A 21,508-nucleotide genomic window follows, 5' to 3' on the forward strand; every position below is an offset into this window, starting at 1 on the left:
GCGCACCTCTTCGTGGTTATCGAGGGGCCGGATCGGTATTTCGGGGATCGCCCAAAGATCCGGTGCGCCAAGGATCGGCGCCGCCGCGACTCTAGATGACCCAGGTACGTGTGATGGTCACCTCGCGGTAACGATCTGGTCTCAGTCGGTTCGGGCGGGCTCCGGCGTGCGCGGCGCGTCCACACCGGCCTCCTTGCGCTGCTCCGCGGTGATCGGCGCGGGCGCCGCGGTGAGCGGGTCGAAACCGCCCCCCGACTTCGGGAACGCGATGACGTCACGGATCGATTCGGACCGCGACAGCAGGGCCACGATGCGGTCCCACCCGAAGGCCAGGCCACCGTGGGGCGGCGCGCCGAACTTGAAGGCTTCGAGCAGAAAGCCGAACTTCTCCTGCGCTTCCTCCTCGGTCAGTCCCATCACCGCGAAGACCCGCTTCTGCACGTCGTCTCGGTGGATACGGATGGAGCCACCACCGATCTCGTTGCCGTTGCAGACGATGTCGTACGCGTACGCCAGTGCGTGGCCTGGGTCGGCGTCGAAGGTCGCCAGATCCTGGGGGCTCGTGAACGCGTGGTGTACGGCCGTCCACGCGCCGGCACCCACGGCCACGTCGCCGCTCGCCACCGCGTCGGATGCTGGCTCGAACAGCGGCGCGTCCACGATCCACACGAAACTCCACGCGTCGTCGTCGATCAGGCCGGTGCGCCGACCGATCTCCAGCCGCGCCGCACCGAGCAGTGCCCGACTGGACTTGGCGGGACCCGCGGCGAAGAAGATGCAGTCACCGGCCTGGGCGCCGGTGTGCTCGGCCAGACCGGCGATCTCGGCCTCGCTGAGGTTCTTGGCGACCGGCCCTGCGAGAGTGCCGTCCTCGGCGAGGGTGACGTACGCCAGGCCCTTCGCACCACGCTGCTTGGCCCACTCCTGCCAGGCGTCGAACTGCCGCCGAGGCTGACTGCCACCACCGGGCATCACGACCGCGCCCACGTAGTCGGCCTGGAAGACCCGGAACGTGGTGTCCTGGAAGTAGTCGGTGCAGTCGACCAACTCCTGGCCCATCCGCAGGTCGGGCTTGTCGGAGCCGAAGCGGGCCATCGCATCGGCATAGGTCATCCGCGGGATCGGCGTGGTGATCTCATGGCCGATCAGGCGCCAGAGCGCGACCAGGACATCCTCGGCGACGGCGATGACATCGTCCTGCTCGACGAAGCTCATCTCCAGGTCGAGTTGGGTGAACTCCGGCTGCCGATCGGCGCGGAAGTCCTCGTCGCGATAGCAGCGTGCGATCTGGAAGTAGCGCTCCATCCCGGCGACCATCAGCAACTGCTTGAACAACTGCGGGCTCTGCGGCAGGGCGTACCAACTGCCAGGCTGCAGCCGGGCCGGGACCAGGAAGTCGCGCGCGCCTTCGGGAGTGCTGCGAGTCAGCGTCGGGGTCTCGATCTCGACGAAGCCTTGGGCGTCGAGCACGTCGCGGGCGGCCTTGTTGACCTTGCTGCGCAGCCGCAACGCGGTGTTCGGGGCGGGGCGCCGTAGGTCGAGATAACGGTGGCGCAGCCGCGCCTCCTCGCCGACCTCGACATGCTCGTCGATGGGGAACGGCAGCGGAGCGCTCGCCGAGAGCACCTCGACGTCTGCGGCGACGACCTCGATCTCCCCGGTCGCGAGGTTGGCGTTCTCGTTGCCGTCCTTGCGGCGGACGACCTCACCGGTGATCTTCAAGCAGAATTCGTTGCGCAGGCTGCTGGCGACCTGCTCGTCGCGTACGACGACCTGGACGACGCCACTGGCCTCGCGCAGGTCGAGGAAGGCGACACCACCGTGGTCGCGGCGGCGGGCAACCCACCCGGCGAGGACGACCGTCTCGCCGATGTTGGCGGCACTCAGCGTGCCGGCGTCGTGGGTGCGGATCATGAGTTCTCCTTGGTAATGACGATCGGATGCAGGTCGACGGCGGGCGGGGTCCACTCCCCCGGGTCGGCGTCGGCCTGATCCCCGGAGCGGATGTCCTTGACCTGATGGGCCTGGTCCCCCGAGCCGGGGAACCAAACGTACGGAATGCCGCGACGCTCCGCGAAACGAATTTGCTTGCCGAACTTCTGCGGTGCGGCCGCGACCTCGGTCGCGATGCCACGCTTGCGAAGCGCCGACGCGACCGCCTCCGACTCGGCACGGCTCTCCTCATCGGTGACCGCGACAAGGACCGCGCTGGGCACCGGGCGGCTCCCGGCGAGGACGCCGTCGGCGATCAGCGGGATCAGCGTGCGCGACACGCCGAAGGAGACGCCCACGCCCGGATAAGTCGTACGCCCGTCACTGGCCAGAGCGTCGTAACGACCACCACCCCCGACCGACTTCAGGCGCTCGTACCCGGTCATGAAGATCTCCACGACGGTGCCGGTGTAGTAGTCCAACCCGCGGGCGATGCGCAGATTGGCTTCCACTGTCACCTTGGTGTGACCACCTGCGGCACACCCCTCGACGACCGCGGCAAGTTCGCCCAGGCCTTCGTCGAGCAACTCGTCGTCGACGCCGAGAGCGCGCACCCGCTCAACGAGGCTGGTGTCCGCGACCCTGATGCTCGCGAGCTCGAGTGCCTTCTCGGCCTGCTCGGGCGTGGCCCCCGCGTTGTCAACCAGGAGCCTGGCGACCTCCTCGGCAGGCAGCTTGTCGAGTTTGTCGATGGTGCGGATGGCGGCCGTGACGTCGGCGATGCCAAGGCCCCGGTAGAAGCCCTGGATCAGCTTGCGGTTGTTGAACTGGAAGGAGACCGGCGGGATCGGGAGCGCGTCGAGTGCCTCCACCATGACCCGCATGACCTCGATGTCGTGGTGGAACGCCAAGACGTCGCGCCCGACGATGTCGACGTCTGCCTGGGTGAACTGTCGATAGCGGCCTTCCTGCGGACGCTCGCCGCGCCACGCAGGCTGGATCTGGAAACGACGGAACGGGAACTCCAGGTGACCGGCGTGCTCCAGGGTGTAGCGCGCGAACGGCACGGTCAGGTCGAAGTGCAGCCCCAGCCCACTGTCGTCACCGCTGTCCTCGGCCTGGAGCCGACGCAGGACGTAGATCTCCTTGTCGATCTCCCCACCTTTGGCGAGCCGGTCCAGTGGCTCCACGACGCGGGTCTCGATGTTGGCGAAACCGTGCAACTCGAAGGAGCGCGACAGACTCGCGATCACCTCGCGTTCCACGACGCGTTGTGAAGGGAGAAACTCGGGGAACCCGCTGAGCGGGCCGATCTTCTGGGCCATTGCTGGTCAGAGTCCTTGCAGATATGGGTTGACGGCGCGTTCGCGCCCGATGGAGGTCTGTTCACCATGCCCGGGCAGCACCACGATGTCGTCCGGCAGGGGCAACACCTTGTCGCGCAGGCTGTCGAGCATCTGGGCATGGTCCCCGCCAGGCAGGTCCGTACGCCCGATGGAACCGGCAAACAGGACGTCACCAGACCACAGCACCTGGCTGACGTCCTGCTCGGCGTACGGCGTCCGGAACATGATCGAGCCCTGGGTATGTCCGGGCGCATGGTCGACGGTGAAGTCGAGGCCTGCCACGGTGAAGGTGTCGGCGTCGTGGAGGACGCGTACGTCGTCGGGCTCGACCCACTGGTGCTCTTGTCCGCCGAGCAGCTGCGGCAACATCGCCTTCGTGTCGGGGCTCATGCCCGCGAGGGGGTCGGCGAGCAGATGACGATCTTCGGGGTGGATGTAGGCCACCGCGTCATAGGTCCCGGCGACCGGTGTGACACTCCAGATGTGGTCGAGATGGCCGTGGGTGGCCAGCACCGCTACGGGCTTGAGCCGATGCTCGCGTACGACCTCGGCGACACCGTCCGCGGCCTGCATGCCCGGATCGATGACCACGCACTCGGCACCCGCGCCTGTCGCCACGACATAGCAATTGGTGCCCCAGGGACCTGCGGGGAAGCCGGCAATGAACACCCGCGCAGACTATCGAGAGACCGTACTCCCGCCCGCATCTGGCCTCGCCTACGATGTGTGACCATGTCTGGCACGAGCAGCGAATGGGGACGGGTCGCCGACGACGGCACCGTCTTCGTCAAGACCTCCGACGGCGAACGTCCCGTGGGCCAGGTCCCCGACAGCACTCCGGAGGAAGCGCTCGCGATCTACGTGAAGCGCTACGCCGATCTGGAGACCGACGTCAGCCTGCTCGAGCAGCGGGTGCGCGCGGGTCTGCTCTCACCAGAGGCCGCGACGGCGTCGATCAAGTCGCTGCGAGAGACCCTTCCCGAGGCCTCTGCCGTCGGTGACCTGGTAGCACTGGTCGCGCGTCTCGACGCACTCGGCCCGGTGCTGGCCACCCAGCGCGCCGCGCGCAAGGAGCAGAAAGCGCAGGAGTTGGCGCAGAGCAAGAGCGCCAAGGAGGGCCTGGTCGGCGAAGCCGAGAAGATCGCCGAGGGCAAGGACTGGCGCAACGGCGCCAATCGGATGCGCGACTTGTTGACGAAGTGGAAAGAGCTCCCCCGGCTCGACAAATCCACAGATGACGAGTTGTGGCACCGGTTCTCCGGGGCGCGCACGGCGTACACCAAGCGCCGCAAGGCGCACTTCGCCGAGATGGACGAGAAGCGTGCGGGCTCGCAGGTGGTCAAGCAACGCCTGGTGAAGGAGGCCGAGGCGCTGTCCACGTCGACCGACTGGGGCCTGACGGCAGGGCGTTACCGCGACCTGATGCGCGACTGGAAGGCCGCCGGTCCGGCGCCGCGCGAGGTCGAGGAGACCTTGTGGCAGCAGTTCCGCGCCGCGCAGGACGCCTTCTTCGGGGCGCGAGACGCCGAGAACGCCAAGGTCGATGCGGAGTTCGCCGCCAACGCCGAGGTGAAGCGAGCCCTCCTCGTGGAAGCCGAGGCTTTGCTGCCGATCACCAACCTGGAAGCCGCGAAACGCGCCTTCCGCGATCTCGCCGAGAAGTGGGACGCAGCCGGCAAGGTCCCCCGTGGCGACATCAAGGACCTCGAAGGCCGGATGCGCAAGGTCGAGAACGCGTTGAAGTCGGTCGAGGACGACAAGTGGCGCCGTCAGGACCAGACCGCGCGGGCAGACGACATGGTCGGCAAGTTCCAGGCCGCGATCAACAAACTCCAGGCAGATCTGGACAAGGCACGAACCACTGGTGACACGCGCAAGGCCAAGGACCTGGAAGCCAAGCTGACCTCCCAGCAGGCGTTCTTGGACATGGCGCGCCGGTCGTCGGCCGGTCTCTGACGTTGAGTTGGGCCCCCCTGACCGTTGAGTTGTGCCTGCCTGGCCGTTGAGTTGTGCCTCGGGTAGGCTCTCGCGCTTGTGCGTACGACGGGGGCGGGTTTCGCAGTACGCCCCTACCGGCTGCTCTTTCGCGCCGGCATTCGGCAGCAGTCGACGTACCGACTCGCCATGCTCGGAGGCCTCGTCGCCAATCTGACCTTCGGCTTCTTGAAGGTCGCGATGTTGTTCGCGACCGTCGAGGCGGCCGGCGGTGAGGTCGCCGGCTACACAGTCGCCACGATGTCGACCTACATCTGGCTCAGCCAGGGCATGCTCGGCTCGGTCAACCTGTACGGGCGTACGGACCTGGCGTTGCGGATCAAGTCGGGCGATGTGGCGGTCGACTTCCTCAGACCTCTCGACGTACATCTCGCACACATCGCCACCGATGTGGGCAAGGGCGTCTGGGCATTGCTCCCGCGCGGCCTGCCGAGCGTGTTGATCGGCGCACTGGTGGTGGGCATGGCGCTGCCGAGTTCGCCGTGGGCGTACGCCTTGGGTGCGCTCTCGCTGCTCCTCGGGATCACGGTCAGCGCCGCGACGGTCTATCTGGTCGGCACTGCCGGCTTCTGGCTCGTGGAAGGCCGCGGCGTACAGACCTTCTACATGGTCGTGTCCGGATTTCTGGCCGGCTTGTTCGTGCCGATCTCGCTCTTCCCGCGCTGGCTGGAGATCGTCGCGACGTGTACGCCGTTCCCGTCGATGATGATGTATCCGATCGACGTGCTCTCCGGGCGGATCGACGGTCTCGCCGCAGTGGGTCTCGTGGCCGCGCAGGTCGGGTGGCTGGCGTTGATGCTGATCATCGGGCAGGCACTGACCCGAGCCGGCAGGCGCACGGTGGAGGTGCAAGGTGGCTGAATCACTCGCCGCGGCTACGCGTCCCTATCGCGTCGTACTCGCCTCGCGGATGCGCAGTCAGCGGTCCTACCGGACAAGTTTTCGGCTCGATCTGCTCAGTACCTTCCTGATCGGGTTCGTCGAACTCGCCGAAGTGTGGGTGCTCTTCCACGCTGTCGGCTCGATCGGCGGGATGGAGTTGCGCCACATCCTGCTGGTCTTCGGTCTGGCCGAGTTCGCGTACTGCCTTGCCGACATGGTCGTGGGGCACTGCGACGAACTTCCCCACTATCTCCGTGCCGGCACGTTAGACGTCTTCTATCTGCGGCCGCAGCCGTTGCTCTTGCAGTTGATCACCTGCGACATCAGCCTGCGCCGACTGGCACGTGCCACCGTCGGACTGGGAGCCATGGTCGCGGCGTTCGTCTGGAACGACATCGACTGGAGCGTCAGCGCGGTGACGCTGGTCATGATCAGCCTGGTGAGTGGCTTCGTGATGTTCAGTTCGCTGTTCGTCTCGGCCGGCGGCTTGCAGTTCTTCTTGATCAACGGCGCCGAGATGACCAATGCGTACGTCTATGGCGGCAAGTATGCCGCCACCCAACCCGCGGCGGTCTGGAACCGGCCGCTGTGGGCGATCTTCGGCTTCTTCTTCCCGATGGCCTTCACCGCCTACCTGCCCGCGCTGATCCTGCTAGGACTACCCGCGCCTCATGGACTGCCTGACTGGATCGGCTGGCTCGCCCCCGTACTCGCGCTCTGGTCGGCCACCTTCGCAGGATTGTGTTGGCGGTGGGGCGTACGCCACTACCAAGGAGGTGGCGGATGACCGCCGTCGTGTCCACCCGTGCCCTCACCCGCGACTTCAAGGTCCGTGACGGGCTGCGTCGGCGCACCCTCCGGGCGGTCGACGAACTCACCGTTGACATCGAGCCCGGATCAGCCGTGGGTTACATCGGCGCGAACGGCGCCGGGAAGTCCACCACCATCAAGATGCTGTGTGGGATCTTGCAGCCGACCAGTGGCAGCGTGCAGACATGTGGCCTCGATCCGATGCGTGAGCGGCGCCGACTCGCGCGCCGCATCGGCGTGGTGTTCGGCCAGCGTTCGCAACTGTGGTGGGACCTGCCGGTGCACGAATCGTTCCGGATCTTGGCGGCCGTCCACTCCTTGCCCCTTGGGGTGGCGAGGGATCGTACGGAAGAACTGGTCGCCCAACTGGAGATGGCCGACTTCCTCGACACCCCCGTACGCCAACTCTCCCTCGGCCAGCGGATGCGTGCCGAGGTGGCCGCGGCCTTGCTGCACTCTCCCGAGTTGATCATCCTCGACGAGCCGACCATCGGTCTCGACGTGTTGTCCAAGCAGCGCCTGCGTGAGTTCCTGATCTCCGAACGCGCCGAGCACGGCACGACCCTGATGCTCACCACACACGACATGGGCGACATCGAACGGCTGTGTGAACGCGTGCTGATCGTCGATCACGGCCGACTGGCGTACGACGGCACGCTCGCGGGGCTGTCCGCGCAGGTGGGAGCGGAGCGTGAACTGGTCGTGGATCTGGCCGAACCGACGCCGGATCTCGCTGGACTGGCAGGTGCTCGGTTGATCGCAAGCGAGGGGCAGGGGTTGCGTCAGCGTCTGGCCTTCGACGACACCACGACGGTCGCGCGACTGCTGACCGAGATCTCGACGCGAGTCGAGGTGCGTGACCTGACCGTGGAGGAGCCGGACATCGAGGACGTCGTACGACGGCTTTATGCCAACCAGCGTCGGGGTTCGTGACCCCTCGGCGAGTTTTTCGTGACCCCTCAGTGGGTGACCCGGTAGGCATCGAACACGTCGGGCACGTTGCGCACGGCGGCCAGCACTCCGTTGAGGTGTGAGGCATCGGCCAACTCGAAGGTGTAGCGGCTGATCGCCTTGCGGTCGCGACTCGTCGTCAGTTGCGCGGACAGGATGTTGACCTGGATGTCGGACAACGCCTTGGTGATATCGGAGAGCAGTCCTTGTCGGTCCATGGCCTCGACCTGGATGTTCACCAGATACTTCGCGTCGGCCGATTCCACCCACTCGACCGGCAGCACGCGCTGCTCTTGCTCCAGCAACGGCCCGGCGTTGGTGCAGTCGACGCGGTGCACCGACACACCGCCACCCTTGGTGACGAAGCCGAGGATCTCGTCGGGCGGCACCGGCGTACAACACTTCGCAAGCTTGACCCAGACATCCGGCTGACCCGTGACGACCACACCGGAGTCACCACCGGTGAGGTTGCGTGACTGGCCGCGCCTGGTGATCTGGACGGCCTCGCTCATATCCTCGCGGGCGCCGTCCTCGCCGCCGTGCAAGGTGATGACCCGGCGTACGACCGCCTGCGCGCTGATGTGGTTCTCCCCCACCGCGGCATAGAGCGCGTCGACGTCGGCCAGCCGGAAGTACGCCGCCGCCAGGCTCAACGACTCGTGGGTGAGCACCCGCTTGAGTCCGACGCCCTCCTTGCGCATCAACCTGGCGATCGACTCCTTGCCGGTCTCGATCGCCTCCTCGCGCCGCTCCTTGGTGAAACGCTGCTTGATCTTCGATCGCGCACGCGGCGACTTGACGAAGTTCAGCCAGTCGCGAGAAGGCCCGGCGTTGTCAGGCTTGGTGAAGACCTCGACGATGTCGCCCATCTCCAGTTGCGACGACAGCGACACCAGGCGGCCGTTGACCCGGGCGCCGATGGTGTGGTTCCCGACCTCGGTGTGCACGCCGTACGCGAAGTCGACCGGCGTCGACCCGTTGGGCAGCGAGATGACCTTGCCCATGGGAGTGAAGACATACAGCGGCGCGTTGCGCATCTCGGTACGCAGGGTGTCGAGGTATTCGGACGGGTCGTCGTACTCGCTTTGCCAATCGGCGAGCTGCGCCACCCACTTCATGTCGTCGAGGTCGCCCAACTGGTCGGTGTCTCGACCGGCGCGGCCGTCCTCTTTGTACTTCCAGTGTGCGGCGACGCCGTATTCGGCGCGACGGTGCATGTCATAGGTACGGATCTGGATCTCGACCGGCTTGCCCCGCGGACCGATCACCGTGGTGTGCAGGGACTGATAGAGGTTGAACTTCGGCACCGCCACGAAGTCCTTGAACCGGCCCAGCAGCGGGTTCCAGCGGGCGTGCACGATGCCAAGCACGGCATAGCAGTCGCTCTTGTCCGGGACCAACACCCGCAGTCCGACCAGGTCATAGATGTCGGAGAACGAGCGGCCACCGACGATCATCTTCTGATAGATCGAGAAATAGTGTTTGGGGCGACCGGTGACGGTGGCCTTGATCCTGCCCTCCTTGAGGTCGGCCTCGACCTGGGCCACGACCTCGGCAAGGAAGCCGTCACGTGACGGCGCCCGGTCGGCGACCATCCGGACGATCTCGTCGTAGAGTCTTGGGCTCCAAGGTGGCGAAGGCGAGATCCTCCAGTTCCCACTTGAGGGTGTTCATGCCCAGCCGGTGTGCAAGCGGGGCATAGATGTCGAGCGTCTGACGCGCCGTCTTCTCCTGCGACTCGCGCTTGACATAGCGCAGGGTGCGCATGTTGTGCAGCCGGTCGGCCAGCTTGATCACCAGGACCCGGATGTCGCGGGCCATCGCGACGATCATCTTGCGGATGGTCTCGGCCTCGGCAGCGGCCCCGTACTCCACCTTGTCGAGCTTGGTCACCCCGTCGACCAGCGCTGCCACCTCCGGGCCGAAGTCGGCGGTCAACTGCTCCAACGTGTAGGGGGTGTCTTCCACGGTGTCATGCAGCAGCGCCGCCACGAGGGTGGGTTCGGTCATGCCGATGTCGGCCAGGATCGTGGTTACCGCGAGCGGGTGGGTGATGTAGGGGTCGCCGCTCTTGCGCGTCTGGCCGCGGTGGTATTTCTCGGCAATCGCGTACGCCCGCTCCAGCAGGGCCAGGTCCGCCTTGGGATGGCTGGCGCGCACCGCGTTGAAGAGCGGGTCGAGCACCGGGTTCGTCACCGGCTGGGCGCGCGTACCGATCCGGGCCAACCGTGCCCGCATTCCGCGCGGGCTCACCGGCGCACGCGGCCCGACCTCCTGGGGGACGACGTCTTCGTGCACCATGCACGGAGTCTAGTAGGACTCAGACCTGCATCAGCACGACGAGGGGCAGGTCACCCGCCGCTTCGCGGCCGGGCAGGAAGGTGAGTTCCATCAGCATCGCGACGCCGTGGACCACGGCGCCACAGGACTCGATCAGCTGACGGGTGGCATCGAGGGTGCCGCCGGTGGCGAGCACGTCATCGACGACCAACACCCGGTCCCCCGGCTTGAGCGCGTCCTGATGGATCTCCAGCGTTGCGGTGCCGTATTCGAGGTCGTAGGTCACCGCATGCGTCTCGCGGGGCAACTTGCCGGCCTTGCGGACGGGAACGAAGCCGACGCCGAGTTCGAGAGCCACCCCAGTGCCGAGGATGAATCCGCGCGATTCCATGCCGACGACGCGCTCCACCACGGTCGCGCCCGCCGCATCGCGACCGGCCGACGCCAGCCCGCGGACGATGGCACGCAACGCCGCACCATCGTCGAGGACCGGGGTGATGTCCTTGAAGACGACTCCGGGTTCGGGGAAGTCCGGGACGTCGACGACGAGACGGTGCAGCGCCTCCCTGGCCAGGTCGAGGTCACTCATGCTTCCGGCCGAGGCTCGTCGGTCTGTGTCGGTGCGTCAGCGCGGTCCGGCTCCTTGCCCCCGATAGCGGCGCGTACGACCGTGATCTCCACGCCGGGAGCTGACTTCGAGCGAGACCTTGTCCCCGTCGAGGCCGCGTACGGTCCCCAGGATGCCGGAGGTGGTGATCACCCGGTCTCCCTCGGCGAGCGCGGCATGCAACTCGGCCATCGCCTTGTTGCGCTTGGACTGCGGCCTGATGATCAGCAGCCAGAAGACGCCGAACAGCGCGAGGAGGGGCAACAAAGTGGAGGCGAGCTCCGGCACGGGACACCAACTTCTCGGAGTAGACAGGTCGCGGGGAGTCTAGCCAGGTCTCATTCGTCGAAAAGCGATGCGTCGTACGCCTCGATGCCGCGCGGCGGCGTCAGTCCGAGGTGGGACCAGGCGGCAGGCGTGGCCACGCGTCCACGCGGGGTGCGCGCCAAGAAGCCGTTGCGGACCAGGAAGGGCTCGGCGACCTCCTCGACCGTCTCGCGTTCCTCACCAACTGCCACCGCCAGTGTCGAGAGGCCGACCGGCCCGCCGGCGAAGCGTTTGCACAGCGCCTCCAGGACCCCGCGGTCGAGACGATCGAGGCCCAACTCGTCGACCTCGAAGAGGTCCAGTGCCTCCTGGGCCGTGCCCAAGGTGACGACACCGTCGCCGTGCACCTGGGCGAAGTCGCGCACGCGGCGCAGCAGCCGGTTGGCGATACGCGGCGTGCCGCGTGAGCGCGACGCGATCTCCGCTGTGCCGTCGGCGCGACTCTCGACGCCGAGCAGCGAGGCTGAGCGCTGCACGATGCGGTCGAGCTCGTCGGGCTCATAGAACTCCAGGTGCGCGGTGAAGCCGAAGCGATCGCGCAGCGGACCCGGCAGCAGGCCTGCGCGCGTCGTGGCCCCCACGAGGGTGAACGGCGGGATCTCCAGCGGGATTGCGGTAGCTCCCGGGCCCTTGCCGATCACCACGTCGACTCGGAAATCCTCCATCGCCAGATAGAGCATCTCCTCGGCTGGTCGGCTCATCCGATGGATCTCGTCGACGAACAGCACGTCACCCTCGTTGAGTCCCGACAAGATCGCGGCCAGGTCGCCGGCGTGCGTGATCGCCGGACCACTCGTGAGACGCAGCGGCACATTCATCTCGTGAGCGATGATCATCGCCAGCGTCGTCTTGCCAAGTCCGGGTGGGCCACTGAGCAGCACATGGTCGGGAGGGCGCTGCCGCCTGCGGGCGGCCTCCAGGACGAGGCCGAGTTGAGCGCGTACGCGTTGCTGGCCGACCACCTCGTCCAGGTTGCGCGGGCGCAGGGCGGCCTCGATCGTACGCTCGTCACCCTCGGCCTCGGCGGCGGTGAGGCGTTGCAGGTGGGCTTCCTCTGCGGCCGTCAGGAAGTCGTCGGTCACGATGTCACGCCTTGCTCAGCGTACGCAGAGCCGCCCGCAGCAGCGCCCCCACGTCCGGGGTGCCGGTGACGTCAGCCGCGACCTGGTCGACCGCCTTGTCCGCCTCCCTGGCCGGATAGCCGAGGCCGACCAGACCCTGGTGGACCTGGTCGCGCCAGGCGGCGGCACCGCCGCTGACCGGCACACGCGCTCCGGTCGGCGCGCCCACCCTGTCCTTGAGTTCGAGGATGATCCGTTGCGCACCCTTCTGCCCGATGCCGGGCACGCGCGTCAGCGTCTTGACGTCCTCGCCGGAGATGGCGGCCCGCAGGTTGTCGGGGTCGAGCACGGCCAGCATCGCCTGGGCCAGTTTGGGGCCGACTCCCGACGCGGTCTGCACCAACTCGAACAGTTGCTTCTCGTCGTCGTCGGCGAAGCCGAAGATCGTCAGCGAGTCCTCGCGTACGACCATCGAGGTGGGCAGGGTGGCCGATGCTCCGGTGCGCAACGTGGCCAAGGTTGCGGGAGTGCAGTGCAACTCCAGGCCGACTCCCCCGACGTCGAGCACGGCGCTGTTGAGAGTGACGGCGGCGACCTCGCCACGGACGTACGCGATCATCGCGCTCCTCCTCGCGCGCCGGCCAGCAGTGCCTTCTGCTTGGCCAGGGCCTCCTCAAGACGCGACTGAGCTCCGCCGCGCCAGATGTGCGTGATGGCCAGGGCGAGCGCGTCGGCGGCGTCCGCCGGCTTCGGCGGCGCATCGAGGCTGAGAATGCGAGTCACCATGGCGCCGACCTGCGCCTTGTTGGCTCGACCGTTGCCGGAGACTGCCGCCTTCACCTCGCTCGGTGTGTGCGTGGCGATCGGCAGGCCGCGTCGGGCGGCACACACCATCGCGATGCCACTGGCCTGCGCGGTCCCCATGATGGTGCTGGAGTCGGAACGGGCGAAGACACGCTCCACCGCCACCGCGTCGGGTCGGTGTTCGTCGAGCCAGGCGTCGATGCCCTTCTCGATCGTGACGAGTCGATGCGCGACGGCCAGATCGGCGCTGGTGCGGATCACGTTGACGTCGACCAAGCGCAGTGGGCGACCCACCGTGCCTTCCACGACACCCATCCCGCACCGGGTCAGACCGGGGTCGATGCCGAGCACTCGCACAGGCCGCCCTCCTCCAAGCAGGTTCCGAACACGTGTTCGTACGCTAACCCGCGCCGCAGTCGCGACGTGAGTACGACACGCAGCCGCGCCGCAAGTCGCGAAGTAGTCTGACCGGGTGACTGACGAAAAGCGACGATGGTCGGATCTGACGCGCACGCAACGCCACGCCATCCTCACGGCCGGAGCGGCCGAGTTGGCATTGACGACCTATGCCCTCGTCGACCTCGCCCGGCGTGACCCGGCGCAAGTACGCGGTCGCCGGAGCCTGTGGCCGTTGGCCTTCGTGGTCCAGCCCTTCGGGCCCCTCGCGTATCTGCGGTGGGGCCGTCGAAGGTAGACCCTCAGCGTGTCGCCTTCGGGCCACCAGCAGGAACTCAGGCGTCGAGTTCGGCCATGACCTCGTCGGAGACGTCGACGTTGGCGAAGACGTTCTGCACATCATCGAGGTCCTCCAGGGCATCGATGAGCCGGAACACCTTGGCTGCTGCCTCCGCGTCGACCGGGATCTCCATGCTGGCCACGAAGTTGACGTCGGCGGAGTCATAGTCGATGCCGGCGTCTTGCAATGCCGTACGCACCGCGACCACGTCGGTCGCCTCGGACTGCACCTCGATCTGGTCGCCGAGATCCTCGACCTCCTCGGCACCGGCGTCGAGCGCGGCCTCGAGGATGTCGTCCTCGCCGACCTCGCGCTCCTCCTGGGTCTTGGTCACGATCACCACGCCCTTGCGGGTGAACAAACGCGAGACCGAACCAGGGTCGGCCATGGTGCCACCGTTGCGCGTGACAGCGGTGCGTACCTCCATCGCGGCCCGGTTCTTGTTGTCGGTCAGGCACTCGATCAGCACGGCCACACCGTTGGCGCCGTACGCCTCGTACATGATCGTGTCGTAGGCGGCCCCACCTGCTTCGGCTCCAGAGCCGCGCTTGACCGCGCGGTCGATGTTGTCGTTGGGGACCGACGACTTCTTGGCCTTCTGGATGGCGTCGTAGAGCGTCGGGTTGCCTGCGGGGTCACCGCCACCCAGGCGCGCTGCCACCTCGACGTTCTTGATCAACTTGGCGAACATCTTGCCGCGCTTGGCATCGATGACCGCCTTCTTGTGCTTGGTGGTCGCCCATTTGGAGTGGCCGGACATGCATCCCTCTTCCGCGTACTTCGTACCTGCGTGGTCTTGGCGGCTCGCGTCAGCGAGACCGGACCAGGTCCACGAAATGCTGATGAATCCGATCGCCGTCGCCTCCATGCCCGCTGATCTCGGGCCCCCCTATCTCGGGCCCCCCTATCTCGGGGTGGAACGACGTCGCCATCAGCATGCCTTGCTGAACAGCCACGATCCTACCTGCGGCGGCACCGGCGTGCGGCACGTCGCCGACTCGCGCCAACACGGTGACCTCGTCACCCGCACGCTCGACCCAGGGCGCACGGATGAAGACGGCGTGTACCGGTGCGGCCTGGCCGGCGAAGTCGAGGTCGGTCTCGAAAGAGTCGACCTGGCGCCCGAAGGCGTTGCGCCGCACCGTGATGTCGAGACCGCCCAGGGTTTCTTGGCCGTCGATGCCGTCCTCGATCTCGTCGGCCAACAAGATCATCCCCGCGCAGGTGCCGAAGGCGGGCAGTCCGGCACGGATCCGGGCTCGCAGGGGGTCGAGGAGGCCGAACAGCGCAGCCAGTTTGATCATCGTCGTCGACTCGCCGCCGGGCAGGATCAGCCCGTCGATGCGCTCGAGTTCGTCGAGACGGCGTACGGGCATCGCCTCGACGCCGAGTCTGCGCAACGCGTGAAGGTGTTCGCGGACATCGCCTTGAAGGGCGAGCACGCCGATGGACAGTGGCACGAACCACGAGCCTAATGAAGCCGGATTTCCGCCGCTGTGCGCCTACCCTCGTCGCCATGTCACGACCGCTCGCGGCCCTCCTCACCATCCTCGCCCTGCTGGCGGTCCCGCTGGCGCCCGCGGGCTCAGCCCCCGGGCGGGCCGACACGTCGTACGACGCTCGGATCCGAGGCTGGGACGTGGCGACACCGGCCGCGGCCGACTTCCGGGCCAAGCGCCTGGCGTGGCTGGCGAGACAGGCCAAACGCCGCAACTCCACGTGCTTCGCGGTGGTGCGCGACGGCCGCCTGGTCAGGGATTGGAACTGGCTCCAGCACACCCGCGACACCCCGCGCGAGGTCTTCTCGGTCACCAAGTCGGTGACTGCGACCCTGATCGGGATCGCGGCGCGAGACGGCGACCTCAAGGTTTCGGACCGAGCGTCCAAGTACATCCCCAGGTGGCGCAAAGGCCCGTCTCGCCACGTGACCATCCGCCACTTGCTGAGCAACAGCAGCGGTCGCTTCTGGTCGTTCAAGGGTGACTACGGCCGCCTCTTCCAAGCGCGCAACCGGACCAAGTACGCGGTCGGCCTTCGCCAGCAGTACGCCCCCGGAGCCACCTGGGCCTACAACAACGCCGCGATCCAGACGCTCGACCTGATCTTGCGACGCGCGACCGGGATGGCGACCGACGACTTCGCGCAGCGGCGACTGTTCGGGCCCCTGGGAATGCGCAACACCTCGATGACGCGGGACCCCAGCGGTCGCTCGACCAACACCTATTTCGGCTTGCGCACGACCTGCCTGGACATCGCGAAGTTCGCTCGCTTGTATCTGCAGCGCGGAAGGCTCGGCGAGCGCCGCATCCTGTCCAAGGCGTTCGTTCGCGCGGCGACCGGACGCTCGTCGACGGCTCACGCCGCGAACTACGGCTACCTGTGGTGGCTCAACCGCCCCGGCATTCTGCGCGGCGCGACCGATCGGGTCGACCGGCACGGCCAGCCGCTCGACCGGGCGTACGGAAAACTCGCGCCGCGCGCCTCCGAGCGCGCGTTCGCCGCGCTCGGCTTCGGTGGCCAGACGGTGCTCGTCGATCCGGGCTCTCGCACCATCGTGGTGCGTCTCGGCATCGTCAAGCAGGGCGTGCACTACACGTTCGAGGACGCCACACGAGTAGTGACCTGGGCTCAGCGGCGGCGCTAGTTCACCAGCCGCGCTCGGCGAGTCGGTGTGGCTGTGGGATCTCCTCGACGTTGATGCCGACCATCGCCTCGCCCAACCCGCGCGACACCTTGGCGACCACGTCGGGGTCGTCGAAGAAGGTGGTCGCCTTGACGATGGCCTCCGCGCGCTGGGCCGGGTTGCCGGACTTGAAGATGCCCGAGCCGACGAAGACGCCCTCGGCTCCCAACTGCATCATCATCGCGGCATCCGCCGGTGTCGCGATGCCGCCCGCCGTGAAGAGCACGACCGGCAGTTTGCCGGTGCGGGCGATTTCCTTGACCAGTTCGTACGGCGCCTGCAACTCCTTGGCAGCGACATAGAGTTCGTCGTCGGCCAGCCCTTGGAGCCGACGCATCTCGGTGCGGATCGTGCGCATGTGAGTCACCGCGTTGGAGACATCCCCAGTGCCGGCCTCGCCCTTGGAGCGGATCATCGCGGCGCCCTCGGTGATGCGGCGCAGGGCCTCGCCCAGGTTGGTCGCGCCGCACACGAACGGCACCCGGAAGGTCCACTTGTCGATGTGGTGGGCGTAGTCGGCCGGGGTCAGCACCTCGGACTCGTCGATGTAGTCGACTCCCAGACTCTGCAGCACCTGCGCCTCGGCGAAGTGGCCGATGCGGGCCTTGGCCATGACCGGGATCGAGACCGCTGCGATGATCCCGTCGATCATGTCGGGATCGCTCATCCGCGAGACTCCCCCCTGAGCACGAATGTCGGCAGGGACGCGCTCGAGTGCCATCACCGCGACGGCACCGGCATCCTCGGCGATTTTGGCCTGATCGGGGGTGACCACGTCCATGATGACGCCGCCCTTGAGCATCTCGGCCATGCCGCGCTTGACGCGCGTGGTGCCGGTCGTGGGGATCTCGTGGGTGTCGGTCGACGCGGCGGCGTCCTGCTCGGTCATGAGCGAATGGTAGGCCGCTGGAGCGAGAAGAGTACGAGGGGGGCGCGCGGCCCTCACGCCGTGCGCGTGGCCTCGGTGGCCTGAGTGCGTACGGTCAGCATCCGCTGGACCAGCGTGACGGACGTCAGCACCCCCAGGACGAGCAGCCCCCAGGCGAGGATCTCGGGCTTGTCGGAGAGGTCCGCGGCGATCGCGCACAGGCCGAGGACGACCAAGCGGTCGGCACGCTCCATCAGCCCCGCGCGAGCGGTGAAGCCGAGCGACTCGCCCTTGGCGCGGGCATAGCTAACAGCCGCGCCGGTGACCAGGCAGAACAGGCTGGTCGCCTGGCCGAAGGTGTTCCCGATCGTGCCGAAGTAGAGAATCACCGCGCCGAATACGGTCGCGTCGGCGATCCTGTCGAGCGTGGCGTCGAAGAACGCGCCGAACTTGGTCACCCGGTCGGACATCCGCGCCATCGTGCCGTCGAGCAGGTCGAACAGCGCGAATGCGGTCACCGACAAGGCGGCGGCGATCAGATGGCCCTGCGGAGCCAACCACAGCGCGGCTCCGCAGGTGCACAAAGTGCCCACGAGCGTGACGGCATCGGGGCTGACTCCCAGGCGCAGGAGCAGCCGGGCGATCGGGCTGATGATCGCGGTGACGATCCCGCGGATGTTCTCAAGCATGGTGCCCCCACGTTATCGGGGCCCCGTGTCACACGGGCCAGGCACCCGCCAGCAGATCGCGGGTGTCCTCCAGCAGTTGCGGCATCACCTTGGTGCCGTTGAGCACGGTCATGAAGTTGGCGTCGCCCTCCCAGCGCGGCACCACATGCTGGTGCAGGTGACTGGCCAGGGAACCGCCGGCCACTCCCCCCAGGTTGAAGCCGACGTTGAAGGCGTGCGGCGCGGCGACCTGCTTGATGGTGCGTACGGCCTGGGTCGTCAGGGCGGTCATCTCCAAGGACTCGTCGGCGGTGAGGTCTTCGAGGTCGGCGACGTGGCGATAGGGCAGCACCATCAGGTGCCCGGGGTTGTACGGGTGCAGGTTGAGCACGGCGAACGCCGTCTCACCCCGGTGCACGACCAGATCATGCTCGCGCGGCTCACGCATCGCACAGAAGGGGCAGCCGCGGGGCTCGTGCCGGTTCGGCTCATCGGACGCTCCCGCGATGTAGGCCATTCGATAGGGCGTCCACAGGCGTTCGAGCGCGTCCACGTCGCTACCGTAGCCCGATGGCTGATCACCTTCGGCACGTGACCGACATCCTGCGCCGACACCCTGTGCTCGACGGACACAACGACCTGCCGTGGGAAGCGCGGCGGGTCGGCTACGACTTCGAGGCGCTGGATCTGGCGGCTGGCACGGTCGGGCGTACGCACACCGACCTGCCGCGCTTGCACGAGGGCTGCGTCGGCGGGCAATTCTGGTCTGTCTTCGTGCCCTGCTCGCTCAAAGGCGCCGAGGCCGTACGCGCCACTCACGAGCAGATCGACGCGGTCGAGGAGATGGCGAGGAGATGGCCCGGCGACCTGAGACTGGCGCGCACCACTGACGAGGTCACGCGTGCCTTCGACGACGGCATGGTCGCCTCGTTGCTGGGCGCGGAGGGCGGCCACTCGATCAACGAGTCTCTGGACGAGTTGCGCTCGCTCTTCGAGCGCGGGGTGCGCTATCTGACCCTCACCCACAACTCCAACACGCCGTGGGCCGACTCGGCCACCGACCTGCCTGTGCTGGGTGGCCTGTCCGACTTCGGTCACGACGTCGTGCGCGAGATGAACTCGCTCGGGATGCTGGTGGATCTCAGTCACGTCAGCCACGACACGATGCGCGATGCGCTCGCCACCACCTCGGCGCCCGCGATCTTCAGCCATTCGAGCACGTACGCGTTGTGCGACACCCCTCGAAACGCGCCCGACGACGTCCTGGAGACGCTGCGCGACAACGGTGGCGTGCTGATGGTGACGCTGGTGCCTTACTTCCTGTCTCAGGCCAGCCGTGACTGGCATGTGCCGCTGTGGGAGGACATGACCCGGCGCGGGACGATAGATGACGACGACCCGGCCGCCTATCGGGCCGAGGTCGAGTCCTGGGCCGCGTCCTACGGCGTACGCCCCGACGCCACGATCCAAGACGCCGTCGCCCACTTCGAACACGCCCGAGAGGTGATGGGCATCGACCATCTGGGCATCGGCGGCGACTACGACGGCGTCGATCACCTGCCGCTCGGCCTGGAGGACGTCTCGACCTATCCCCTGCTGTTCGCGGCGTTGGCCGAACGCGGGTGGAGCGACGACGACCTGGCCAAGGTGGCGAATCGCAACGTGCTGCGGGTGCTGCGCGCCGCGGAGGACGCCGCAGACTGATCAATCTGCCGTGACGGGCACCAGGTGGTCGCGTGCACCGCTGCGCTCTGCGCCCATCCCGGCAGCGATCACGCAGGCCACGCCCGCAAGCGCGAGCAGATCCGGCACTTGGTGCAACACGACCAGCCCCAACAACAGCGCGAAGGCGGGTTCGAGCGCCATCAGGGTGCCGAACGCAGCCGCGGTGAGTCGACCGAGTGCCAGCATCTCCAGGGCAAATGGGATCACGGGCAACAGCAGTGCCAAGCCGATCCCGGCGAGCGCGAGCTCGGGCGTAAGTTTGCCAAAGGCGTCGTGACCCACGAAGGCCGTCGACACGAGCGCCGCGACCGGCAGCGCGATGCCGAGGCCGACGAAACCGCCGAGTTCGTCTCCGACCAATTGGGACAACACGATGTACGCCGCCCAGCAGGCTGCCGCAGACAAGGCGAACAGCACGCCCACGCCGTCGACCTCTCCGGTCCACGGCTGGGTGAGCAACAGCACCCCGAGCGCGGCGACGAGAGCCCAGAGGCGCGCCGTCCCCTTGCCGCGTACGACTGCGACGCCGAGAGGTCCCAGGAACTCCAGCGCGCTCGCGGTGCCCAGGGGCAGGCGGTCGATCGCGGCCATGAAGAGCATGGTCACCCCCGCGACGACCACGCCGAGTCCGATCGCGCCGAGCAGGGCGTTGCGCGAGAAGCTGTAGCGCCACGGGCGCACGATCAGCAGCATCAGCGGACCGGCGAAAAAGAGCCGGATCCAGGCTGCGCCCTCCACCCCGAGGTCATCGATCAGACCGACCGCCAACGCCAGACCGAGTTGGACGCAGAACATCGAGCACAGCGCCATCAGGACGCCGTGCCGAGCCCGAGTCCGCGCGTCGCCGGCGGCGCTGGTGGAGGTGTCGAGAACGGTCATAGGAGGAGTAGATCCCAGGCCGTCCATCCGTGTCCACGTGAGATTGACGTAGGTATCGTTCGTCACTGCTTAACATAGAGGGATGGATCTCAAGCGCCTCGAACTGCTGGTGGATCTGTCTCGCCTCGGGTCGATGACCGAGGTGGCGTACGCCCACCACACCAGCACCTCGACGGTCTCGCAGCACCTGGCCGCCCTGACGCGTGAAGCCGGGGTGCCCCTGCTCGAACCCGATGGCCGCCGCGTCCGTCTGACCCCGGCCGGGCGACGTCTGACCGACCACGCCGTACGCATCCTCGCGGAGGTGGATGCCGCCCGGCGCGCGCTCGATCCGGACGCAGAGCCGACCGGGTCGGTCCGGGTCAGCGGCTTCGCCAGTGCGATCCGGCGGACGTTGTTGCCCGCCATCGCAACCTTGTCGACCTCAGCCCCAGGACTGCACGTCGAAATGTTCGAGTTCGAACCCGCGGAGGCGTTCGCGGGACTGCTGGCGGACTCTCTCGATCTGGCCCTGACGTACGACTACCAACTCGCGCCGGCGGCACTGCCCGCCGGCCTGGAGGCCCGCGCGCTGTGGACTCGCACCTGGGGCATCGTGGTGCCCGAGGCGGACGCGCGCGTGACCCTGCCTGAGTTGAGTGGTCGGGACTGGATCGTGAACTCACGCAACGATGCGGACGAGATCGCCGTACGCACTCTCGCGGGACTGGCCGGCTTCTCCCCCTCGATCACCCACCGGATCGAGAACCTCGATCTGGTCTGCGACCTGGTGCGCGCAGGTCGAGGCGTCGGCCTGATGCCCGAAGATCACCCGATCGGCCAGGGGTTGCAGGTCGTACGACTCGATCCGGCGGTCGTGATGACCACCTATGCCGTCCTGCGCGGGGGCAGAAACCAGTGGGCACCGCTGCGGGCGGTGCTCACCGAGATCGGGGCGACCTGAACGCCCAGATC

At 67.4% G+C, this 21,508-nt stretch carries 22 protein-coding genes and 1 pseudogene; 8 read left to right on the forward strand and 15 right to left on the reverse strand.

Features of this window, described 5'->3' with window-relative positions:
* Positions 1 to 141: 141 nt before the first annotated feature.
* Genes aspS through V9G04_08670 form a run of 3 tightly spaced genes read right to left on the reverse strand, consistent with a single transcriptional unit; the run spans position 142 to position 3,947 of the window.
* Complete coding sequence (aspS, locus tag V9G04_08660; protein ID MEI2713356.1) at positions 142 to 1,914, reverse strand: aspartate--tRNA ligase; 1,773 nt, start codon at positions 1,912 to 1,914, stop codon at positions 142 to 144.
* Positions 1,911 to 3,257 carry a histidine--tRNA ligase gene (gene hisS / locus V9G04_08665; protein ID MEI2713357.1) on the reverse strand — a complete coding sequence of 449 codons (1,347 nt, stop codon included), beginning with the start codon at positions 3,255 to 3,257 and terminating at the stop codon, positions 1,911 to 1,913. The genes aspS and hisS overlap by 4 nt, the downstream gene beginning before the upstream one ends.
* A gap of 6 nt (positions 3,258 to 3,263) precedes the next feature.
* Positions 3,264 to 3,947: an MBL fold metallo-hydrolase gene (locus V9G04_08670; GenBank protein ID MEI2713358.1), complete on the reverse strand. Its 684-nt coding sequence runs from the start codon at positions 3,945 to 3,947 to the stop codon at positions 3,264 to 3,266.
* 63 nt (positions 3,948 to 4,010) lie between these two features.
* Here V9G04_08670 and V9G04_08675 point away from each other — a divergent pair, with 63 nt between their 5' ends.
* The 4 genes from V9G04_08675 to V9G04_08690 all read left to right on the forward strand — a co-directional run bounded on the left by V9G04_08675 (position 4,011) and on the right by V9G04_08690 (position 7,898).
* Positions 4,011 to 5,234 (forward strand): DUF349 domain-containing protein, encoded by a 1,224-nt coding sequence (locus V9G04_08675; protein ID MEI2713359.1) that lies wholly within the window; start codon positions 4,011 to 4,013, stop codon positions 5,232 to 5,234.
* A 78-nt stretch (positions 5,235 to 5,312) separates the two neighbouring features.
* Positions 5,313 to 6,134: an ABC-2 family transporter protein gene (locus tag V9G04_08680; GenBank protein ID MEI2713360.1), complete on the forward strand. Its 822-nt coding sequence runs from the start codon at positions 5,313 to 5,315 to the stop codon at positions 6,132 to 6,134.
* On the forward strand, positions 6,127 to 6,942 hold the full coding sequence (locus V9G04_08685) for an ABC-2 family transporter protein (protein MEI2713361.1): 816 nt from the start codon (positions 6,127 to 6,129) through the stop codon (positions 6,940 to 6,942). The genes V9G04_08680 and V9G04_08685 overlap by 8 nt, the downstream gene beginning before the upstream one ends.
* Complete coding sequence (locus V9G04_08690) at positions 6,939 to 7,898, forward strand: ATP-binding cassette domain-containing protein (protein MEI2713362.1); 960 nt, start codon at positions 6,939 to 6,941, stop codon at positions 7,896 to 7,898. The genes V9G04_08685 and V9G04_08690 overlap by 4 nt, the downstream gene beginning before the upstream one ends.
* Positions 7,899 to 7,924: 26 nt before the next feature.
* Here V9G04_08690 and V9G04_08695 read toward each other — a convergent pair.
* The 6 genes and pseudogenes from V9G04_08695 to ruvC all read right to left on the reverse strand — a co-directional run bounded on the left by V9G04_08695 (position 7,925) and on the right by ruvC (position 13,352).
* Positions 7,925 to 10,154, reverse strand: a pseudogene (locus V9G04_08695) (bifunctional (p)ppGpp synthetase/guanosine-3',5'-bis(diphosphate) 3'-pyrophosphohydrolase).
* A gap of 82 nt (positions 10,155 to 10,236) precedes the next feature.
* Positions 10,237 to 10,785, reverse strand: coding sequence for an adenine phosphoribosyltransferase (locus tag V9G04_08700; GenBank protein MEI2713363.1), 549 nt, complete (start codon positions 10,783 to 10,785; stop codon positions 10,237 to 10,239).
* A gap of 36 nt (positions 10,786 to 10,821) precedes the next feature.
* Positions 10,822 to 11,091 (reverse strand): preprotein translocase subunit YajC, encoded by a 270-nt coding sequence (gene yajC / locus V9G04_08705; protein MEI2713364.1) that lies wholly within the window; start codon positions 11,089 to 11,091, stop codon positions 10,822 to 10,824.
* Between the two features lie 50 nt (positions 11,092 to 11,141).
* Complete coding sequence (ruvB, locus tag V9G04_08710; protein ID MEI2713365.1) at positions 11,142 to 12,212, reverse strand: Holliday junction branch migration DNA helicase RuvB; 1,071 nt, start codon at positions 12,210 to 12,212, stop codon at positions 11,142 to 11,144.
* Between the two features lie 4 nt (positions 12,213 to 12,216).
* Positions 12,217 to 12,810: a Holliday junction branch migration protein RuvA gene (gene ruvA, locus V9G04_08715; GenBank protein MEI2713366.1), complete on the reverse strand. Its 594-nt coding sequence runs from the start codon at positions 12,808 to 12,810 to the stop codon at positions 12,217 to 12,219.
* Positions 12,807 to 13,352 (reverse strand): crossover junction endodeoxyribonuclease RuvC, encoded by a 546-nt coding sequence (ruvC, locus tag V9G04_08720; GenBank protein MEI2713367.1) that lies wholly within the window; start codon positions 13,350 to 13,352, stop codon positions 12,807 to 12,809. The genes ruvA and ruvC overlap by 4 nt, the downstream gene beginning before the upstream one ends.
* 115 nt (positions 13,353 to 13,467) lie before the next feature.
* On the opposite strand from ruvC, the gene V9G04_08725 reads away from it, so the two are divergent.
* Positions 13,468 to 13,689 (forward strand): PLDc N-terminal domain-containing protein, encoded by a 222-nt coding sequence (locus V9G04_08725; GenBank protein ID MEI2713368.1) that lies wholly within the window; start codon positions 13,468 to 13,470, stop codon positions 13,687 to 13,689.
* A 37-nt stretch (positions 13,690 to 13,726) separates the two neighbouring features.
* Here the strand turns inward: V9G04_08725 and V9G04_08730 are convergent, their stop codons facing one another.
* Together V9G04_08730 and pdxT are read right to left on the reverse strand one after the other, a co-directional pair.
* The gene (locus V9G04_08730; GenBank protein ID MEI2713369.1) at positions 13,727 to 14,491 is read right to left on the reverse strand and encodes a YebC/PmpR family DNA-binding transcriptional regulator; all 765 of its coding nucleotides are present in this window, start codon (positions 14,489 to 14,491) and stop codon (positions 13,727 to 13,729) included.
* Positions 14,492 to 14,540: 49 nt separating this feature from the next.
* A complete protein-coding gene (gene pdxT, locus V9G04_08735) occupies positions 14,541 to 15,191 on the reverse strand; it encodes a pyridoxal 5'-phosphate synthase glutaminase subunit PdxT (GenBank protein ID MEI2713370.1) in 651 nt (216 codons plus the stop codon).
* Positions 15,192 to 15,247: 56 nt separating this feature from the next.
* Here pdxT and V9G04_08740 point away from each other — a divergent pair, with 56 nt between their 5' ends.
* Positions 15,248 to 16,375: a serine hydrolase domain-containing protein gene (locus V9G04_08740; protein ID MEI2713371.1), complete on the forward strand. Its 1,128-nt coding sequence runs from the start codon at positions 15,248 to 15,250 to the stop codon at positions 16,373 to 16,375.
* 1 nt (position 16,376) lies between these two features.
* Here the strand turns inward: V9G04_08740 and pdxS are convergent, their stop codons facing one another.
* From pdxS to V9G04_08755, 3 genes are read right to left on the reverse strand one after another with little or no spacing between them, the layout of a single operon-like run.
* Entirely contained in the window at positions 16,377 to 17,303 is a 927-nt protein-coding gene (pdxS, locus tag V9G04_08745; GenBank protein ID MEI2713372.1) for a pyridoxal 5'-phosphate synthase lyase subunit PdxS, read from the reverse strand.
* Between the two features lie 53 nt (positions 17,304 to 17,356).
* Positions 17,357 to 17,971, reverse strand: a complete 615-nt coding sequence (locus tag V9G04_08750; protein ID MEI2713373.1) for a CDP-alcohol phosphatidyltransferase family protein — start codon at positions 17,969 to 17,971, stop codon at positions 17,357 to 17,359.
* Positions 17,972 to 17,999: 28 nt separating this feature from the next.
* The gene (locus V9G04_08755; GenBank protein ID MEI2713374.1) at positions 18,000 to 18,503 is read right to left on the reverse strand and encodes an HIT domain-containing protein; all 504 of its coding nucleotides are present in this window, start codon (positions 18,501 to 18,503) and stop codon (positions 18,000 to 18,002) included.
* 17 nt (positions 18,504 to 18,520) lie between these two features.
* On the opposite strand from V9G04_08755, the gene V9G04_08760 reads away from it, so the two are divergent.
* The gene (locus V9G04_08760; protein MEI2713375.1) at positions 18,521 to 19,654 is read left to right on the forward strand and encodes a dipeptidase; all 1,134 of its coding nucleotides are present in this window, start codon (positions 18,521 to 18,523) and stop codon (positions 19,652 to 19,654) included.
* On the opposite strand, the gene V9G04_08765 is transcribed toward V9G04_08760, so the two are convergent.
* A complete protein-coding gene (locus V9G04_08765; GenBank protein MEI2713376.1) occupies positions 19,655 to 20,554 on the reverse strand; it encodes an EamA family transporter in 900 nt (299 codons plus the stop codon).
* An 82-nt stretch (positions 20,555 to 20,636) separates the two neighbouring features.
* On the opposite strand from V9G04_08765, the gene V9G04_08770 reads away from it, so the two are divergent.
* Positions 20,637 to 21,497, forward strand: coding sequence for a LysR family transcriptional regulator (locus tag V9G04_08770; protein ID MEI2713377.1), 861 nt, complete (start codon positions 20,637 to 20,639; stop codon positions 21,495 to 21,497).
* The last annotated feature ends 11 nt before the right edge of the window (positions 21,498 to 21,508 follow it).

This window comes from Nocardioides sp. (genome assembly GCA_037045645.1).
Lineage (GTDB): Bacteria > Actinomycetota > Actinomycetes > Propionibacteriales > Nocardioidaceae > Nocardioides.

Bases quoted from the DNA above. Each gene is read 5' to 3' on its own strand.
- V9G04_08760 (MEI2713375.1), top strand. From the start codon at position 18,521: ATGGCTGATCACCTTCGGCACGTGACCGACATCCTGCGCCGACACCCT.
- pdxS (MEI2713372.1), bottom strand. From the start codon at position 17,303: ATGACCGAGCAGGACGCCGCCGCGTCGACCGACACCCACGAGATCCCC.
- V9G04_08750 (MEI2713373.1), bottom strand. From the start codon at position 17,971: ATGCTTGAGAACATCCGCGGGATCGTCACCGCGATCATCAGCCCGATC.
- V9G04_08675 (MEI2713359.1), top strand. From the start codon at position 4,011: ATGTCTGGCACGAGCAGCGAATGGGGACGGGTCGCCGACGACGGCACC.
- hisS (MEI2713357.1), bottom strand. From the start codon at position 3,257: ATGGCCCAGAAGATCGGCCCGCTCAGCGGGTTCCCCGAGTTTCTCCCT.
- V9G04_08730 (MEI2713369.1), bottom strand. From the start codon at position 14,491: ATGTCCGGCCACTCCAAATGGGCGACCACCAAGCACAAGAAGGCGGTC.
- ruvA (MEI2713366.1), bottom strand. From the start codon at position 12,810: ATGATCGCGTACGTCCGTGGCGAGGTCGCCGCCGTCACTCTCAACAGC.
- V9G04_08690 (MEI2713362.1), top strand. From the start codon at position 6,939: ATGACCGCCGTCGTGTCCACCCGTGCCCTCACCCGCGACTTCAAGGTC.
- V9G04_08700 (MEI2713363.1), bottom strand. From the start codon at position 10,785: ATGAGTGACCTCGACCTGGCCAGGGAGGCGCTGCACCGTCTCGTCGTC.
- V9G04_08765 (MEI2713376.1), bottom strand. From the start codon at position 20,554: ATGACCGTTCTCGACACCTCCACCAGCGCCGCCGGCGACGCGCGGACT.
- V9G04_08740 (MEI2713371.1), top strand. From the start codon at position 15,248: ATGTCACGACCGCTCGCGGCCCTCCTCACCATCCTCGCCCTGCTGGCG.
- V9G04_08770 (MEI2713377.1), top strand. From the start codon at position 20,637: ATGGATCTCAAGCGCCTCGAACTGCTGGTGGATCTGTCTCGCCTCGGG.
- aspS (MEI2713356.1), bottom strand. From the start codon at position 1,914: ATGATCCGCACCCACGACGCCGGCACGCTGAGTGCCGCCAACATCGGC.